This is a genomic window from Paenibacillus sp. sgz302164 (genome assembly GCF_056120505.1).
On the sequence record NZ_JBVYOL010000005.1, the window covers coordinates 133387 to 152568 of the forward strand.

The 19182-nt window shown below is 55.1% G+C and carries 8 protein-coding genes; all 8 read right to left on the bottom strand.

Features of this window, described 5'->3' with window-relative positions; genetic code table 11:
* Positions 1-2: 2 nt before the first annotated feature.
* Positions 3-1145, bottom strand: coding sequence for a radical SAM protein (locus tag AC0LWT_RS10400; protein ID WP_474681167.1), 1143 nt, complete (start codon positions 1143-1145; stop codon positions 3-5).
* A gap of 53 nt (positions 1146-1198) precedes the next feature.
* The gene (locus tag AC0LWT_RS10405) at positions 1199-1459 is read right to left on the bottom strand and encodes an acyl carrier protein (RefSeq protein ID WP_474681168.1); all 261 of its coding nucleotides are present in this window, start codon (positions 1457-1459) and stop codon (positions 1199-1201) included.
* A gap of 13 nt (positions 1460-1472) precedes the next feature.
* Positions 1473-8540 carry an SDR family NAD(P)-dependent oxidoreductase gene (locus AC0LWT_RS10410; protein WP_474681169.1) on the bottom strand — a complete coding sequence of 2356 codons (7068 nt, stop codon included), beginning with the start codon at positions 8538-8540 and terminating at the stop codon, positions 1473-1475.
* Between the two features lie 27 nt (positions 8541-8567).
* Positions 8568-9833, bottom strand: a complete 1266-nt coding sequence (gene fabD, locus AC0LWT_RS10415; RefSeq protein WP_474681170.1) for an ACP S-malonyltransferase — start codon at positions 9831-9833, stop codon at positions 8568-8570.
* 114 nt (positions 9834-9947) lie between these two features.
* Entirely contained in the window at positions 9948-10994 is a 1047-nt protein-coding gene (locus AC0LWT_RS10420) for a MupA/Atu3671 family FMN-dependent luciferase-like monooxygenase (RefSeq protein WP_474681171.1), read from the bottom strand.
* Entirely contained in the window at positions 10991-14755 is a 3765-nt protein-coding gene (locus AC0LWT_RS10425; RefSeq protein WP_474681172.1) for a non-ribosomal peptide synthetase, read from the bottom strand. Before AC0LWT_RS10425 ends, AC0LWT_RS10420 begins: the two co-directional genes overlap by 4 nt.
* 17 nt (positions 14756-14772) lie before the next feature.
* Complete coding sequence (locus AC0LWT_RS10430) at positions 14773-17895, bottom strand: cyclic peptide export ABC transporter (protein ID WP_474681173.1); 3123 nt, start codon at positions 17893-17895, stop codon at positions 14773-14775.
* Positions 17892-19145 carry a macrolide family glycosyltransferase gene (locus tag AC0LWT_RS10435; RefSeq protein WP_474681174.1) on the bottom strand — a complete coding sequence of 418 codons (1254 nt, stop codon included), beginning with the start codon at positions 19143-19145 and terminating at the stop codon, positions 17892-17894. The genes AC0LWT_RS10430 and AC0LWT_RS10435 overlap by 4 nt, the downstream gene beginning before the upstream one ends.
* Positions 19146-19182 lie beyond the last annotated feature (37 nt).

A 19182-nucleotide genomic window follows, 5' to 3' on the forward strand; every position in this document is an offset into this window, starting at 1 on the left:
CGTTAAAACGTTTCCGGGTCGGCGAACAGCCGCGTGCACCGGTTGCACATCATCAAATTGTCGGTTTTCAAATAATTGCGGAACGTGCCCGCCCTCTCGCCCTCCCATATATGCTGGAACGAATGCTCATAAATATTGCCGAATTTATAGTCGGGAAGATCGACGCAAGGATAGACGTCGCCCGTTCTGCGGATGATCAGCTCATGCCAGGGAGCTACGCACTTGGACCGGCCGAAGACGTTGTCGATATCCGTGTAATAATCGTGAATATCGACGTAGTCCGAATAGTCGACGCCTTCGGCGCGCCATATTTCTTGAAGATCGCTTTTCAAATATTCGGTATCGATATCGATCGACTCATCGACGAATCCTTGCCAGGCAGGGGACACGTCGCAGTCCAGATGCTCTTTCATTTGAGCGGCATATGCCTGTCCCCGTTCATGCGTCGTGTAGAGCAGGGGGGCGAAGTTGACCGAGATGTCCCGGCTTTTGGACCACGGGCTTTTGGTGTCGTGCAGAATGATCGCAGCGTCCTTGAACCGTTCCCGGAGGGAAGGTATAAAATGTTTGGCGCTTTTGTAATTGGACGGGGACAGCACCATGTTAATGCTGATGAACGGAAACATTTTTCTCCTGCGTTTCTTTTCCAGCAGCAGCGCCTCGATATTGTCGCAAATCGTTTGAAAGCTGTTTTTGCCCCGGATAGCGTCGTGATACGGCTCAGGGCCGTCGATCGAAATATTGACGACGACGACGTTCTCGATCAGGAAGGGAATGCTTTTCTTGATCAGGGAACCGTTGGTGTTCACGTACACGTTCATCTTTTTGCTGCGCAGATGGCGCACCAGCTCTTCGAAATGCTTGTAAAGCATAATTTCGCCGCCCGTCAAAATGACGCCGATTTTGCTGTTCACGGCCGCCGTTTCATCGATAAACCGTTTGAGCACATCGATATCGAGCTGTTCTTTGATGATTCTTTGCGGTTCTTTGAGCGCCCACCCGGTCTCTCCCCATATATGGCAAAAGGAACACCGGTAATTGCATATTTCCGAAGGAAAAATAGTCAATTGCTTCAAATGAGGAACCAAGTTTTCCACATGCTTGACGAGCTTGTCACCGCTCAAAGCCCCGGCATTCGTCCACATCAAATGTCCCTTCTTTCTATCGATTAGTAAACATCCGGCTGAGATCGGTTCGGTCAGGCGCTGGAAGGCATAGAGCTCGATACGTACTTGATTATATTGTTCACGGTCAAAAAGTTTTGGAACTGCAAATCATCATCGTCCCACGAAACCCCGAACTCCATCTCCAGCGCCAACACGAGCCGGATGAAGGTCATCGAATTGACGCCGAATTCGGACAAATCGTCCTCTGGCCCCATTTGTTCCAACCGGCCTTCGCTATCCTCCAAAATATCTTTCAGCATGAGCATGACTCTATCTTTGATATCGTCTTCCACCTTAATTCCTCCTTTAGTTAGGTGATGAACTTTTCTCCAGGCAAGCTTCCAATTGCGACGAAAGAAGGGCGTTGAATTTGTTTTCGGCTGCGGCGAGCAGAACCAGCTTTTCATTGCCCGCTGCAAAAACCTGCGGATTGAAATCCGGCTGATACATGAATCTGGCCATTCCTTTTCTGACGTATTCCCATTTGCCGATCACGTCGTCCAGCGCTTCGAGCAGCACTTCTTCTTGTCCGAAAAGCTGGGTCAACCGGTACTTTTCCACCTGTTTCACCGTAATCGCCTCATTCATGAACGCGACCAAATGAGCGGAATGTTCCTTTAACACCTCCCCGGACGCAGTCAGGCTGCGGTAAGTGCCGATGAACCGGTTAAGAACGTTCATGCTGGCGGCGATTTTATCCTTGCCCGCCGCCATATTTTTGGCAAACGTTTGAACAGCGGATGCTTTGTCCGATGGCACCGGGGCATGGCGGAATACAAAATGGGTGGCCAGATGCAGGCCCTCGTTCACAAAATGCTCGGTAAAACCCGCGCAGGCCCGTCTTACATCCTCAAAGGGAATGACGCGTTTTTTGTAGGACAAGTTTTCCCGTCTGTCGTGCTCGATGATGTGAAACATCCGCTCTTTGCGGTTATAGCCGTACACCAGCAGCGTATGGTCGATATGCTGTTTGAGATAGGCGTCGCGGCGAATCGATTCATAGAAGGAATCGACCCAGACGACGGCCGGATTTCCCTCGGACAAGCTTGCCGTGATCTCCTCGACAATGTTTGCATTGTCATAACGCGTCTCCACGCGCAGGCCTGCTTGTCCGAACAGCTGCTCCAACGGAATCGACGGCGCGTACCCGGCGCTGAACTGCTCTCCCGCATATTCGTAAACGATCAGATCGTTGACTAAAAACGGCAAAATACTTTGCCCAAAATGGCCCGCAATCGGAAACATCGAGTTGAAAAAGCAATTTTGGTAAAAAATTTCGTTGAACGGCTCGAACCGCGGGAGAATGACGGCATCGCTGTCATCCGCTTGCTCGCTCGGCGGACGATCGGCTTTGTCGTTCGACTGACGCTCTGCTCTATCGTTCGGCTTGGCCGGATTCGTTTCCGCCGCCGGCTCCCGGCTGCCGCCCCCCAAATGTTCAGCCAATTCCTTGATGCACCTGAATCGGTACAAATCGTCCGCGGAAACGGAAATCCGGCTATCGCTCCATTCGGCTTCCAGCCGGATCGCCGACAAGGAGTTGCCGCCCAATTCAAAGAAATCGTCGTAAATGTCGATGTCCTGAATGCCCAGCAAGTTCCCCCATGCTTGGCCCAGCGCTATTTCCAACGACGTGTAGCGGCGATCCTCCCTTCCTTGCAGACGGACGGGAACGGCGGATTCCTCCGAACGCGGTTCCCGGTTCTCTTGCTCGATACCGGGCTCATCCGGTTCCGGTTCGATCCAGCACCTCGTCCGCTGGAACGGGTACAGCGGAACTTGAACTTTGGTCCGCGCTTCATCGCCGTACAAGCTTTCCCAATGAATATCCGCGCCTGATACGTACAAGCGGCCCAGCTCGTTCATATCCGCCTGATGCCGCCCGCTCCGCCGCATCGCATCCAGCAGGGCGGACGCTTCCGCGCTCAGCCACCTCCGCTCGCCCGCTGCGAGTTCTCCGCGCTGCAGCTTTTCCTTGTGAACGGTGATGATGCGGTGTTCGCCGTAAAACGTCCCTTCGGGCAGAGGCCCGTCCAGCCCCTCAGCGCACAGCTGCTGAAGCTTCGCGAGCAAGCCGGCTTGATCCTCAGCGACAATCGCCAGCCTGTGGGCGTAATGCCCCCTTCCCGTATTTGCCGTGTAGCAAATATCGCTTAAATCGGCTTCGGCCGACTCTGACCCGGCGAATTCCCGGTAGCTGCGGAGCAGCGCTTCCAGGGCCGGCCGGCTTTTGCCCGACAGCGCCAGCAGATGGCGGTCACCCGGTGCGGCTTGCCGTCCGCCCGCGCCCTCGGTTCGGGAGCCTGCCGCCGGAGCTTCTTCCAGGATGACGTGGCAATTCGTGCCGCTGAAACCGAACGAGCTGACCCCGCATCTTCTCGGGATTCCCACTTCCGCTTCCCATGCCGCCGCTCTGTCATTGACATAGACGGGCGAGAGCTCAAAAGGAATTTTGCGGTTCGGCCTCGAAAAATGCAGCGCAGGCGGCAGTTCCTTGTAGACGAGCGCCGCAATCGCTTTAACAAGACCAGCCACGCCGGAGGCGCTGTCCAAATGGCCGACATTGCTTTTGACCGAGCTGACCGCGCAAAATTGCTTTTTGTCCGTAAACCGCCTGAACGCCCTCTGGATGCCCTCGATTTCAATCGGGTCGCCGAGCTTTGTGCCCGTCCCGTGCGCCTCGATGTAGGCTATCGTTTCAGGATCGATACCCGCCTGCTCCCAGGCTTTGACCAGCACTTGCTCTTGAGCCGGAGCGTTCGGAGCGGTAATTCCGATGGATGCGCCGTCCTGATTGATCGCGCTGCCTTTAATGACCGCGTAAATGCGGTCCCGGTCCGCGACGGCCCGGTTTAGTGGCTTCAGCAGCAGAGCAACCGTCCCTTCCCCCCACACCGTGCCGTCCGATTGATCGTCGAAAGCGCACGTTTGCCTGCTGGACGATTCGATGCCGATGTCGGAAACGCCGTCGACAGGCATGAGGCATACTTTGACGCCGCCGGCAATAGCCATATCGCATTCGTCGTTTTTCAAAGCCATGCACGCCAAATGCACGGCGACAAGCGACGAGGAGCAGGCCGTATCGACCAGGAAGGCAGGGCCTTTCAGATCGAGCAGGTAAGAAATCCGGCTGGCGATCAGGGAAGGGGTATTGCCGGCACCGGCCATTTGAACGAGAGATGGATGCTTTTTGGTAATGTACTGCCCGTACACCGGCCAATCCGCAAAGCCCAAATAAACGCCTGTCCGGCTGCCCGCAAGCTTGCCGCCGCCATAACCCGCATCTTCGATCGATTGCCAGCAAGCTTCCAGAAACAGCCGTTGGTTAGGGTCCATCAGCATGGCTTCTTTGGGCGACAAATTGAAAAAGCCGTAATCGAACCCGTCGACTTCGTCCAAAAAGCCTCCGTAGCTGTACTCGATATCCTGTTTGCGCAAGCTGGTGTAGTTCAAAATGAAACCTTGGCAGTCCTTCTGTCTGCTCGGCGGATATTTCCTGATCGACTCCCGCTTATTGCTGATATTTGCCCAAAATTGCGCGAGATGATCGGCATCCGGCATGTTGAGCGAAAGCCCGATGACGGCGATATCGTTCACATCCCGCCCGGCGCCGCTTGCTCCGGCGGATGAAACCGCCGCTTCTGCTTCCGTTTCCTCCGGCCCTTGCAGAAACGCCGATATTTGAGCGATCGTCGTATGGGTGAAAAAATCGGCAATCGCCGTTTTTCCGGGAAACTGCGCTTCGATGATCGCATGCACTTTGGTCAGCAAAATCGAATCGCCGCCGATTTCAAAAAAGTTGTCGTGAACGTCCAGTTCCTCATATCCGAGCACCTGGACCCACGCCTGCGCCACTTTTTGCTCGATCTCCGTGTACTCGCTATCCGCTTTGCCTTTCAGCTGCATGCGTTTCGCTGCCGCAGGCGCCTGAGCCGGCGCTTGTGCAAGCGGCGCTTGCTCCGCTTTCCGGAGACCGATTTGACGCTGCAGTGTCCCGGTCAGCCGGAAAGGCAGCCTGTCGCCCAGCTCAAACAGACGGCAGTCAAGGTTCCATTTGCCGACAAACAGCTGCCGGAAATCGCGGTTCAAGGCAAAATCGAAAGCGTGAACGCCCTGCGCGACAGGCAAAACGTGAAAAAGCTCTTTCTGCTCGTCGACGGACGTGCCTTCGGAAAGACCGGTATTGTCCCAAGCGGGCCAATTGATGACGAACGTCCGCCGGCCTTGGCGGCTCCGGAACGCTGCAAATGCGTCCAGATAGCTGTTTGCCGCCGTGTACGGGCCTGATCCGACGCCCCCGATGAGCGTAATCGCGGAGGAGAACAGCGCAAAAAAGTCAAACGGCTCCCGGCGCGTCCAGCGATCCAAAAGCCAGGTTCCCTGCACCTTGGCGGCCAATATGGCACCGAATCGCTCTTCCGACAAACGGCTTACATAGTCGCCCTCGCCAATCCCGGCCGCATGCACGATGCCGTTTATTTTGCCGTAGCGCATCTTCAGCATGCCGATCGTTTCTTTTACTTGCTTTTCGTCGGCGATGTCCGCGCTGATACACTGCACGGAGGAGCCGTTTTGCTCCATTTCCCGGATAGCGGCAATCCGGCTGCACATTTTGGGATCCGCACCGCCGCTTAGCAAGCGATCCCACGTGGGCGGCTCCGGGAAAACGGAACGGTTGATCAGCGCCAGATGGATGCGATGCCTGGAAGCAAGCCATTTGGCGACATGCAGTCCGATGCCTCCCAAGCCGCCCGTTACGATATAGACGCCATCGGATTTCAGCTCGATCGGGCTTTCGTTCCCGCTCTGCACGTCGATCGGACCGATTCGTTCGACGTACCGCTCGCCGCTGCGGTAAGCGACCTTGTATTCGCTCGTTTCCGCGCCCAGCTCCGCCAGCACGCAGTCAAGGTCTGACGCGGCTTCGATATCGATGCACCGCACGCGAATATGTTTGTGCTCCCAGCCGAGCGCTTTGCCCAGTCCAAATAAAATCGAATGCTCTGGATTGACGCGGGCTTGGCTGCCCTTCACCTCATGAACGTGATCGGAAACGAGAAATAGTTCCATCGCGTTGGTATTGCCGCTCTCGCTCATCGCTTGCAGAAGGTGAACGATACTGTATGCGCCGCGCTTCAAGCTGCCCTCAAGATCGTCCAAAGTATGACACTCCGCTTGATCGGTGAAAGAAGATAGGTGAACGATTCGGGTCACGTTCTCTTCGCCGATTTCCCGCAGCAGCCGCCTGTAGTCATCCGCCGAGCCCGCAATCGAGTAGGCGTCCTCACCCACGGCTTCAAACTTGCCGCCGAACCCCACCTCGATAACCCGGCTGCCATCCGCTCTCAGCTTCGCGGCAAGCCGCTCCCCCATGCCCCCATCGCCGTCTTTAAACAGCAAATAACGATGGCGGGCCGCTTTCCGGCCTTGCAAATCGGGGGCGATTTCGCTTTTTTCCCAAACCGCTTGATGGAAAAGACTTTCCGCTCCGGCGCCTGGCTCCGCTGCAAGGGCATCCGTCTCCGGAGAGAGAGCGGGAATATCCAGCCAGCAGCTCTTTTTGTCGAAAGGATACGCCGGAAGATGGAGCCGCCGCCGTTTTTCCTGCCTGTAGAGCCGGTGCCATTCGATATCCGCCCCATTCTCGTATAAGAGGCGAAGCTCATGCAAAAGGGCGTCCTCCTGCTCGCCTTTCGCCGCATATCGGTCCAAAATGTCCGCGGCCGCCCGGCTTGCTTGTTGCGAATAGGCGCTCCGCCCGCTCGTCGTCCCGTCGCGCTCAAAGGAGGACAGCGCCCTTGCCAGTTCCGCGGCATTGCCGGAGACAAGGGCGAGGCGGTAAGGATAATGCCCCCTGCCCGTGCTGAGCGTGCAGCACAAATCGCCCATATCCGCAGACGGGTGAGCCGCCAAAAATTCGGCATAGTTCCGCGCCAAATTCCGCAAAGCCGTTTCCGATTTCGCCGAAAGCACGAACAGGCGCGGCCTGTTCCCGGGCTCATCGCTTCCACCGAACGCATCGGGAGCCTCTTCCAGCACGATATGGCAGTTCGTCCCGCTAATGCCGAACGAGCTTACGCCGCAGCGCCTAACGCTGGCTTGCGAGTCCCACTTGGCCAGCCTGCCGTTCAAGTAAACCGGCGATTCCGCGAAATCGATTTTCCGGTTCGGCCGGCTCACATGCAGCGTCGGGAACAGCTCCCGATGCTTCAAAGACAGCACGGCTTTGACGAGTCCGGCGATTCCCGCCGAATTGTCGAGATGGCCGACATTGCTTTTGACGGAACCGATGGCGCAAAACTGCTTTTTGTCCGTAAACATGCGAAACGCTTTTTGTATGCCCTCGACTTCGATCGGATCGCCGAGCTTCGTCCCCGTTCCGTGCGTTTCGATATAAGCTATCGATTCGGGATCGATGCCGGCTCTTTTCCACGCTTCTGCGATAACTTCCGCCTGCGCATCCGAATTGGGCGCCGTTATTCCGGCCGAGCTGCCGTCCTGGTTGACGGCGCTGGATTTGATGACCGCATAGATCGAATCGCGGTCTTCCTGAGCTTTGTACAAAGGCTTCAGCACGATCGCCACGACGCCCTCGCCTGTACCGGTGCCGTCGGAAGCATCGTCGAACGCCCGCGTTCTGGAGGTCGAAGATTCGATGCCGACTTCAAACGGTCTGACCGGCAGAAGGTGAATCTGGATGCCGCCTGCAACAGCCACATCGCACTCCCCGTTGCGGATGGCCTGGCAGGCCAAGTGAACCGCGACGAGCGAGGAGGAGCAGGTCGTATCCACGATCAGGCTCGGCCCCTTGAGATCCAAAATGTAGGACAGCCGGCTCGCGATGATCGGGCGGATGTTTCCGGCCATCGACATGGAGGCGGATTCGGGCTCGGCTTGCTCGATCATTTTTTTGTACTCCGAATCGGACCCGTATCCGAGGTAAACGCCTGTCCGGCTTCCCTGCAGCTTGTTTCCGCCATAACCGGCATCTTCGATGGAGTTCCAGGCGGTTTCCAGAAACAATCTTTGATTCGGATCGAGCAAGCCCGCTTCCTTCGGCGACAATTTAAAAAACGGGTAATCGAATTTGTCGATCTCCTCCAAATAAGCCGCCTCGCCGTAGCGAACCCGGGCCGGATCGGTTCCGGTATAACGATAAAACCGGTCTGCCGCCGTTTTTCTGGAAGGCGGAAGCTCCCGCACACAATCGACGCCCGTCCGCAAAATATCGTGGAAATCTTCCAACGTCTCCGCCAAAGGAAACTTCAAGGCGATTCCAATGATCGCGATATCGCTTTCCGCCACTTCGTCCATGTGCACATCGTCGTCTTCTTCCAATGCCAATCCGTCCAATTTAATGGCGTGGAATTCCACTCTTCTTCACCTCCTGGTTGTGCGCGGCTAAGCGCTGTAGAAGTGCGCAAACTGCTCTCGCGTACCCGTATCTTCCACAATTTCGCGGAACCGTTCCCTTTGTTCGGCTTCGGAAACCCCTTTCGTATCCATAATCAGCTTCAGCATTCGCAGCGCTTCATTCATTTGCCCAAAATCGGGGCTACTCCCGTTCTTGTCCAGCTGTTCCTGCATCGATTGAATGTTCCGGTAAGGCTCAACAACTCCCCGGCGGTATGCATCGTCGTCCCAATTCGTATTGCGCGTGCTCACCGCTGCCGTCAGGCATTTTGTGACTACGTTGTTGACGGTATTTCTTTGCGCTTGCTCCCGCAATTCCGGCTCCAGCCCTTTGCGGACTTCTTCCAGATTTTCCAATTTTTCAAAAGGGTAGCCTATCATTTGCGGATCATTCGTCTTCGCCAGGTTGGCCAGCACTCTTTTCGGTCCGAGCTCAATCGCCTTCTCGACGCCATTGCGGCTGAGATACCGCATCGTCGCGTCCCATCTGACAGGCGATATCATTTGCGCGACCAAATTCCGCACGATCTCATCCGGCTCCGAATAAGGCTCCCCTGTCACATTGGACAAAACGGGCCAGCGGAACGGGCCGAAAGCGCAGCGGTTCAGTTCTTTTTCCAGCTTTGCCGCCGCAGGCGCCATAAGCGGGCTATGAAAAGGCGCGCTGACGTTCAAGTAAGAAAGCCTTGCGCCTTGCGCCTCCAATCTTTGTGCGGCCGTCCGCACCGCCTCCGCATGCCCGGAAATAACGATTTGGTCCGGCGCGTTGTAATTCGAAACGACAACCTCCCCGCCGTGACCGGATGCGCGCTCGCACTCCGCATGAATCGTCTCTTTGCCGATTCTCATCACGGCGCACATCGCCCCGATCCCTTCCGCCGCCGCTTCCTGCATAAACCGTCCTCTCGCCCGGACAAGGGTCACGGCATCCGCGAAGCGGATAGCGCCAGCGCACGCGAGCGCCGAAAATTCGCCCAGACTATGCCCTGCGGCATAAACGGGAGATATACCAATTTCCTCCATAAATACCATGTACGCCGCCACACTGACCGTCAGCAGAGCAGGCTGCGTATACTCCGTCCGCGACAATTGCTCGAGGCTGCCCTCAAAGCACAGCTTGCTCAAACTTTCGTTCAACGTATCGTCAGCCTCTTGAAAAACTTGCCTCGCCGACGCGTATCCGTCGTAAAGCTCTTTGCCCATACCTGCATATTGCGAGCCTTGCCCGGGAAACAGGAAAGCCAATTTTCGCATGAATACCATTCCTTTCCACCCAATCCGTCATCCATGAGTCAGTCCGACGGAGTTACTTTTGTGCATACCTTCTACGTGATTCATCGGACTGACTCCTGGGAGTCTGTCCTTGCTTCACGAACCGTAACGCCGCCTTAAGCGGTCCACCTGCTCCAAACTTTCGAGAATATCGGCGTGCCGCAGCCCAAAATCAACGAGACAGGCAATTTCGTTAACGCCGATGGAAGCCATGGCGTCCACCGTGCGGGCGCATGACTCCGGGCTGCCGAAGAGCGCGCATTCTTTCCAATATCGCTCGAACGCCATGGAAGCCAGCAACCGGCGGTGCGCATCGGTAATTTGCTCGGGGCTTATGCCCAGCGCTTTCCGGATCATTTCCGCATCGTACATCTCGGTATGCCGCATCAAATATTGAATCATCGGCTCGCGTACCGTCTCCCTGACCCTCTGGACATCCTCGCCCATAAATGTGTGCAGCATAAGCGTGACGACACCGTCCGAGGCATGTCCGAATTTCCTCCGCTCGCTGCGGTAAATGGCGATATTCTCCTGAAGCGTGGCGATGTCGATAGCATACAGCGCGGTTAAAATGTTGGCCCCGATCTCGCCCGCTTTTCTCCAAGTTTCTTTCGTTCTTGCCGTCGTCACCCAGATGTCGAGCTTGCGCTGTTTGGGCTCGGGATAAATCTGATCAATGACATGCTCGGTATCGCCGGAAGGGAACGTCACGGGCTCCCCCCGCCAAAGCCGCTGCAAAATATCGATCCGCTCGAACATAATCTCTTTGCGGATTTCGAAATGATCGGGCGCCAGCACGTATTCTTTGGGATGCCACCCGTAAGTCACGGAAATGTCGACCCTGCCGTTCGACAAATTGTCAACGACAGACCAATCTTCGGCGACGCGAATCGGGTGGTGAAAAGGAAGCGAGATGCTCCCGGCCCGGATTCGGATCCGCTCGGTTTTGACGGCGATGGCGGCGCTGAGGACGGACGGATTCGGAAACAGGCCGCCGAAACGATGGAAATGCCGCTCCGGAGTCCAGATGGCTGCAAACCCGCGCTCATCGGCAAATTGGGCGATTTCCAAAAGAGAGCCGTATTTGTGCCCGGCATTTTCCTCGCTGTCCGACGAAAAAAAGAAGATGCTGAACGCCGTCATGAATAGACCCTGCTCTGAGACAACTGTGTGAGCAATCGGCCATAGGAACGGAAAAGGGTGTTCATCTTTTCTTTATCGAGCCTTTTGCCGTTAAACTTGCCCACAAAAGAGATCCGCTTCCCGTCGCCGTCCCCTTCGATGCCGAGCGCAATATCGTACACTTCCAGCAACCGGTCAACCTCCCCTGGCCCGGCGCCTTTGTAAACGAACGGCAGCACGGCATCTTTGGGTTTGCTCGTCACGTCCAAAGCGAGTCCGTCCCTTCCGTTAAACCGGTACGCTTCCAGGCCCCCGGAACCGCTCCTCGCGCCGTTTACGAACCGGAACAGCTCCTGAAAGCCTTGCAGTTCCGCCAAATCAATCCGCACCGGCAGCACGTCCCCGCCGTCCTCCGACAAACAATGCAGCGTTGCGGTCTTGCTTCCGCTGATTTCGGTAAAAAGATAGCCGTACATGGACACCAGCACGTCAACCAATTCGACATTGCTCTCGGCGGCCAATTGCCGGAGCGATTCCGGCAGTCCGTTTTGCAGATGAAACCGGACGACCCCGACCCCGCTTGCGTGCGGCTGATGCGCGAAATAAGCGGCAGGCAGCGGCTGATAGCCCGCGACGGCCGGCCGTTCGGACAGCGGAGCCCTGTCCTTCGCATCCACCCAACCGGCCAGCTTGGAAATAGTGGACTGCGAAAATAAATCCGCAATGTTCGTCCCCCAGGCGTACTCTTTTTCCAGCTTGGCGTGCATGTGCATCAGCAAAATCGAATTCCCCCCGATATCGAAGAAATTGTCATGAAGGCCCACGCTGTCCGACTGCAAAATTTCTTTCCATACCGCCATAATTTTATGTTCGGTTTCGCTGGCGAACTGCTCTTCCAAAACGCCGGCGTTCAACCTTTCCTTGGACCGCATGAGCGCTTTTTTGTCGATTTTGTCATTGCCCGTCCGCGGAACTTCATCGATCTTATAGTAATAGGAAGGGAGCATATAATGAGGAAGACGCCCGCTCAAATACTCCCTCAACGCATAGCTTTCGATCTCGTCCGCCGGCTTGATGTAAGCGGCGATGCACTTCGTTCCGCTCGCGTCGTCAATCGGCAAAACGACCGCCTCGCCGACGGCTTTATGCCCCAGCAGCGCATGCTCGATTTCCCGCGGATCGATCCGGTAGCCCCGTATTTTGACCTGTTCGTCGTTTCTGCCGACAAACCGGATACGGCCGTCCGGCTGCCAAACCCCGATATCGCCTGTCCGGTACATGCGGGTTCCGGAATCGAAAGGGTTCGCGACGAAGGCCCGCTCCGTCAAATCCGGGTTGTTCAAATACCCTCTGCTTACGCCGCTGCCGGCAATGCAAATTTCCCCCGGTATGCCGATGGGCATTAACCGGTTTCCTTCATCCAAAACGTATACGTTATAACCCGTAATCGGCGAGCCGATGGGAATGTTTTTCACCATTTGGGTACCGCATTTGTAATAGGTTGCGCAAACCGTAGATTCCGTAGGCCCGTAAGAATTGTATACATTCGCATACTTCACGAGATTGGAAAAATGCTCAAATTTAAATACGTCCCCTCCGCTGATGAAAGTATGAACGCTCGCCAGCCGCTCCCGCTTGTTCAATTCGTTCAAAAGCAGCGGCTGAACCGTCACGACGCTAATGGTGTGCTCCTCGATAAGCGCTGTCAGCCGATCGATATCGATAACGTCCATCCGGTTGGCGATGACGATCGTTCCCCCGCTTAACAATGCGGGATACGCTTCCTCCACAAAATGATCGAAGGAGCATGAAGCTTGCTGGAGGACGACATCCCCCGCCGTCAGGCCAAATTCGTCCTGAAACGCTTGCACGTAACTCAGCAAATTCCGATGCTCCGCCATGACGCCCTTCGGATTGCCGGTCGAGCCGGACGTGTAGATGACGTAAGCGAGATGCTCCGAAACGTTGACATTCTCCAAATCGGCGCTATCGCCGGTGCGCAAAAGATCGTCGTCCGCATGGATGACCGTTCCTGCAAAAGCGAGCCCATCCGCCGCCCCCTTGCGCGTCAAAACAATACCCGCAGCGCTGTCGCGCAAAATATAAGCAATTCTTTCGGCCGCAAACGTATGATCGATCGGAATATACGCGCCTCCCGCCTTCAGCACGCCGAGCATGGCGACGATGAAATAAGCCGACCGTTCCATCAGCAGGGCGACGAGACCGTCGGGCGCCATGCCCGCTTCCCTAAGCCGCCTGGCCAGCCTGTTGGCCATTTCGTTAATTTCCCTGTAGCTGTATTTGTTCCCCTCGCAAATAACCGCAATATGGTCCGGCGTTTGGCGGGCTTGCTGTTCAAACATTTGATGAATAAGCTCAGGGCCATGCTTCCGGATTGGGCGGTTAAAATCGCTGAGCAGTTGATGCCGCTCCCGCTCCGTGACGATCCCGATGTCGCTGACCTGCACGTCCGGGCGGCGGATCATTTGCCGCATCACTTCCTTGAAATGCCCGGCGATCCGTTCCATCGCATCCTTGGAAAAGCCGCTCGTATGATAGGCGAACTCGATCTCCCACTCGCCGAAAGTTTGGATGCCAAGCGTCAAAGCGTAATGCGTCGTTTCATGCATGCTGTAGCCGTCAACCTTAAGGTAACGGCCTTGCTTCGCGCTGCTGTCCAGCGGATAGTTTTCGATCACGACGATCGAATCGAAATAATCGTCCTTCCCCGTCATCCCGCTGTACCGCCCGATATCCGGCAAAGGGGTGTTTTCGAACCGTTCTCTCTTTTTCAGCATGCCGTCGACGGATCGGATCAGTTCCTCCGCACGTCCGCCATCGGGGAAATGAACCCTCAAAGGGATCGTATTGATAAAAAGCCCCACCATCTCGTCCACCCGATCGACATCCGGCACCCGGCCCGACACGGTCGTTCCGAAAACGATATCACCGGACCGGTTGTATTTGTGCAGTAGGACAGCCCAAGCGCTGTACAGCAGCGCAGCCGGCGTAATTTGGCGGCTCGCCGCAAATTCGGTCATGGCGCTTACTTCCGAAGCCGTGAACGCCGCCGTATGGCTCGCGGCCTTGCCGGACTCCGTTTCCGAACGGTCCTCCAGAACGTGCGGCAAGGAAGTGCGGTCCGCAGCATCCTTCAGGCACTCGCTCCAAAACACTTGCTGCTCGCGCTTGTCCTGGCCCTGATGCCATTTGATAAACTCCTTGAATTTCGTTTTCCGGGGTTTTACAGGCTCTTGGCCCGAATGGAACGCGTCATAGGCGGCCATAAATTCCTGCAAAATAATGCCGTTGCTCCAGCCGTCATACACCAAATGATGCCAGGTGACGATCATTTCGGAGCGCACATCGTCAAGCTTGCACCATGTAATTCGAAAAGGCCGCGTTTCCAGATCAATTTGCGTCCGCCTGTCCCGCTCCCCGATTTCCCGGGCCAGCCTTTCCCGGTCTTCGGCAGGGTAGGAGGACACATCGTACGTCATCATCGGAACTTCGATTGCGGCCAGCACAATTTGCACGGGATGCTCAAGCTTTTTCCATCTGAATACCGTCCGCAGCATTTCATTCGTCTCTATGACGTAGTTCCATGCTTTTGTCAGCGACTGCAGGCACATTTCGCCGGAAAGCCGCAAAGTCAGCTGCTGGAAATAAAAACCGTTCTCTTCGCTGCTCAAATAGTGATAGAGCATTCCTTCCTGGGTAGACGTCAAGGCCAGCACGTCTTCTATATTTCTTTTGTCCAACTTATTCGCGTCCGTTGCCATCAATGCTCCCACCCTCTTCACGAATTCATGGCCGTATCCATGGCGGCCGCCGCAAAACTGCGTCTTTCGCGCTTCATGACTTTCCCCGTCTCCATCTTAACGATCTGATCGGCCATGCCGAAAAACCGGTCGTCATGCGTAATCGCAATGACGCATTTCCCTCTGCCCGTCAGTTCCGGCAGCAGCGTGTCATAAAAAAACTGCCTGAACTCGGGGTCCTGATCGGCCGCCCATTCGTCGAACAAATAGATCGGGCGATCCTCCAAATAGCTGACCAGCAGCGCTAACCGTTTCCTTTGCCCGGCGGAAAGCCGGAGCGTGCTCCATTCGCCGTCCTGGATGCGGACCTTGTCGTGCAAACCCAAAACGCTCAAATACGTTTCGACGTCGCCCGTTTTTGCTTCCCAATCGATGCCATACAGCTTCGCGAACAGATGAAAATCGCTAAAAACCGCAGCATAATGCTGTCCAAGCCGCTGCGTATCGATGCCGGTTCCGTTCACCCGGACTTCGCCGCTGTCAGGCGCATACAAGCCGGAAATAAGCTTGGCCAGCGTCGACTTCCCGCTGCCGTTCCCGCCGGTTATGAACGTAATTTCGCCTGAACGGAACGCCAAATCGACGGGCCCGACCTTGAAGGTTTCGCCTTCCTCGTTCGTATACTGGTAGACGACGTTTACCAGCTCCAGCTCCGCGAAAGGGGCCGGCTGCGGCTCCGCCAAACGGGCGGTCTGCTCCCCGTCTGCGGCATCGAGCTGCCGGGAAAGCTCGTTAATTCTGCCCCAGCTGATTTTCACCCTGAACAAATTCGGAATCGTGCCCAAAATGCCGTGAATAGGCCCGGTCATATACAGCAGCACGAAAACATAAGTCCGAATCGACGTATCTTTTAAATCGGGAAACAGCACAGGGAACAGGAAAGCGATCACGCCGACAACAAAAGAAAACAGCAGCTCTCCGATCACGTTCACATTGGCAAACTTCATATCGCCCTGAATGCGCTTTTGCCTGTACGTAGAAGAGCTGGCGATCATATCGCGCTTGAAGTCCTCCCGTTTGCCGTTATGGATGCTCAGTTCTTTGAACCCGGCGATTAAATCGTTAATAAAGGTAAAAAAGACATTTTGAATGTCCCGCGTCTGTTCCCACAGCTTGCCTGCCTGTTTGCCCATCCCAAAATGGAGCCCGGCGGCGAGTACAATGACGAGCACCGAAACGAGCAATCCGTACACGCTGATCGTACCCATGTAGACAAAACAGCAAATCAGCGTAACGAGACTTGTCGCGCCGGTAATGACGATGTTGGAAAAATCGCTGATCGTCTCCGTGTCGTTGTTCAGCGCCGCCTGGATTTTTCCGTATTCCAGCTTTTCGACTTTTTGATAGGACGTATTCAAAATTTTTCGAATCAAATCCGTTCGCTTCTGGTACACCATGTTGTTGGCCATATGGATCAAACGGCTTCTGACCAGCCTTTGCCCGCACACATAGACGGCGATGCCGACGAGCAAATACAGCAGCAGGCCGCTCTGAAACTTCTCATTGTCGCGGTTCAACGCCTCATTGACAACAAATATAATCATCGCATTGCCAAAACCGCTCGCCATGCTGAGCACGATCATCACGAAAATCGGCTTTTCGCCGGGCTTCGGGAAAAACTGCGTGAGCATAAAATACAGGCTGAACAGCAAGACAGCCGCAAACACCGCAAGGACGGCGGCGCCAAGCGTAGAAGGCGCCCACACTTGAATGAAATTCCAGTTAAGCCCGAAATAAATTACATCCGGGATGCGGTACAGGCAATAAGCGAAAGCGGCCATAAAAACAAGAAACGTCAGAAAGACGAGCGTAACGCCGGCCGCGTTTCCGGTAAATCTCCGTTGTTTTCCGAGCGCCTGCCGGGCGAAAACGGACATCAACCATAGGGTCAAAGCGATGATCGGAAAAGAGATGAAGAGCACAGCCGACGCTATGCTATCCATACTTTTGTACGTATCGTTCGCCGGCTTCGGCAGCTTTTTGTTTTGGATGATGTTCATCACGCCCTGCCCGATCGTCTGCGTGTAGGAGGAGTTCAGATTGGCCATGACGGCCACGCCGACGCCGTCCTGCGGCCTGAATACGATATACGACGAGAAATTCGGATTGTTTCCGCCGTGCGACAGCTCGCCCGAACCGCTCTGGTAAACCGACCAGCCCGAAGCGTAGGAAGAGCCGTCGTCGCTGGGCGCGACCGTCTTGTCCGGCAGATGGGACTTCTCGATCAGCCTGCGGTCGAAGCCGCCCGGAACGGCCGTTTCCAGCTGAATTTTCAACCATTTTGCCATGTCCTGCCCATTGGTGATGACGTAGCCCGCCGGAACGTTGCCCCTGTATGCGGGAGCGTCATAGGCCGCCGCCCGAAACAGCGCGAATTTGTATCCCTGCGCCAAATCGCCGGAATTGGCACCCGCTTTGAACATCACCGTATGATTCATGCCAAGCGGCTTTAAAATATGTTCGGCCATATAAGATTCGTAGGACTGGCCCGACACTTCCTGAACGATTAGCCCCAGCACGTCATAGTTGATGGTGGCATAGACGTATTTGTCGCCGGGAGGGAAATCCAGTTCCTGCCCGACCAACGTTCTCACTGTTTGTTCCAGCCCGTCTTCGGCGTCCGACTTCGGAATGTCTCCGATCGTTTTGAACGGAATGCCGCTCGTGTGGTGCAGGAGCTGGCTTAAGGAAATGTCCGCCGCCGCCCCTTTTTCTTTCATGTGAAACCACGGCAAATACCGGCTTACAGGGTCTTCGAGATGCAATAGCCCTTGAGCTTCAAGCTGAAAAACCGCGAGCGCCGTAAACGCTTTGCTTGTGGAGCCAAGCTCGAACAAGGTATCCGGCGTGACGGATTTCCCGGCGGCTTTGTCGGCATAACCGAAGCCTTTGTTATAAACCGTTTCGGAGCCATTCACGATCACTACGGAAAGACCGGGTATTTGCGACCGCTTCATATTGCTTTGAATATAAGCTTCGATATCGCTTGTTTGATCCGCTGTGAGCAGCGGTGAGGCTGAAGCGAAAGCGGAACCGGCAGAGGCAAACCACTGCAAGATGAGGAACGTCAGCGTCAGCAGAGGCATCAGCGCTCTTTTCATCGATTCGCGACCTTTTCCTTTTCGCGTTTGACGAAAGCGAATATATCATCCGCCAACCGTTCCAATCCGCCTGTAGACGCAAGTGACCGCTTTATGTTCAGACAGTTGTCGCGATAAGCCGGGTTTGTCCAAACGCGGTCGACCGCTTCCGCCAGATCTGCGGCTCCGATCTCCTTGTCCTTCATGAAAATGCCTGTTCCCGCCCTTTCCACCGCGATAGCGCCCATAAATTGGTCGAAGCTTTGCGGGATGACGACTGTAGGAACTTCAAAGCATAAGCTTTCATGGATGCTGTTGGCGCCGCCATGCGTGACGAAAACGTCCGCGCGCTTTAAAATTTCCAGCTGAGGAACGTAAGGGTATACGAGGAAATTGTCCGGAATCGGCCCCAACCGCTCCAATCCGACCTCGTGCCCGACCGACATCACGACCTGATAATCCGTTCCCCCAAAAGCTTCGATGCAGGTTTCGTAAAAATCCGCCACCGCGTTGAAAATAGTGCCGAAAGCGATATAAACAAGCTTTCTTCCGTCAAGCGCCTCGTAAGGGAAATCGGCCGTTTCCTTTCTCGGATATATGGAATACCCCGCAAACAAGTAGCTGTCGTCGAACGCTTCGGGATAAATTTGAAACTGTTTCGACGTAAACAAGATGTTGAGCTGCTCCTTGCTGCAAAAAATATCGTTCACGACATTGATATGTTTCAAACCGTACTTCAAAGCTACGATTTTTGACAGCTTTTCCGTTATTTTCCGGTATACGTCGACCTCTCCTTTATGCTTTTTGTAGAGAGGATCGTCTCCGGCTCTTAGCACGTTTTCCATGAAAAAGGCGGGATCGATAGCGGCCATCTCGTCGATAAAAGCAAAATTGGCGAACAGCGAAATGCCGGGAACGCCGAGCATCTGCGCGATTTCTCTCCCCCAGTAGCAAAAAGCGTCATGAATAATATAATCGGGCTTTAATTGCCGAACCTCTTCCCCGAAAGCATCGATCACCGCCCGGCTTCTGTTCAAAATGAAATCGGCCGTCACCAGAAAAGCCTCGATGCCTCCGCCGTCATAGGTTCCGAAGCCGATGCCGCCCTTGTAGCTTTTGAAGACGGCTCCGGTATTCTCGATCGTATCGCGAAACTTTTCATCCGTGTAATAAATGACCTCTTCCCCCCGCTCAACCAGCTTGCTGATGAATCCGAGCGTTGGATTGACATGACCGTGCATATCCACACTGAAGAAAACGACCCTCGACATAATCATCCTCCCGACTTCTTTCGGCGTATTTGGGTTG

What these genes read in the sequence shown, in the direction of transcription:
- AC0LWT_RS10400 (WP_474681167.1), bottom strand. Translation starts at nt 1,145, where the DNA reads ATGTGGACGAATGCCGGGGCTTTGAGCGGTGACAAGCTCGTCAAGCAT.
- fabD (WP_474681170.1), bottom strand. Translation starts at nt 9,833, where the DNA reads ATGCGAAAATTGGCTTTCCTGTTTCCCGGGCAAGGCTCGCAATATGCA.
- AC0LWT_RS10420 (WP_474681171.1), bottom strand. Translation starts at nt 10,994, where the DNA reads ATGACGGCGTTCAGCATCTTCTTTTTTTCGTCGGACAGCGAGGAAAAT.
- AC0LWT_RS10425 (WP_474681172.1), bottom strand. Translation starts at nt 14,755, where the DNA reads ATGGCAACGGACGCGAATAAGTTGGACAAAAGAAATATAGAAGACGTG.
- AC0LWT_RS10430 (WP_474681173.1), bottom strand. Translation starts at nt 17,895, where the DNA reads ATGAAAAGAGCGCTGATGCCTCTGCTGACGCTGACGTTCCTCATCTTG.
- AC0LWT_RS10435 (WP_474681174.1), bottom strand. Translation starts at nt 19,145, where the DNA reads ATGTCGAGGGTCGTTTTCTTCAGTGTGGATATGCACGGTCATGTCAAT.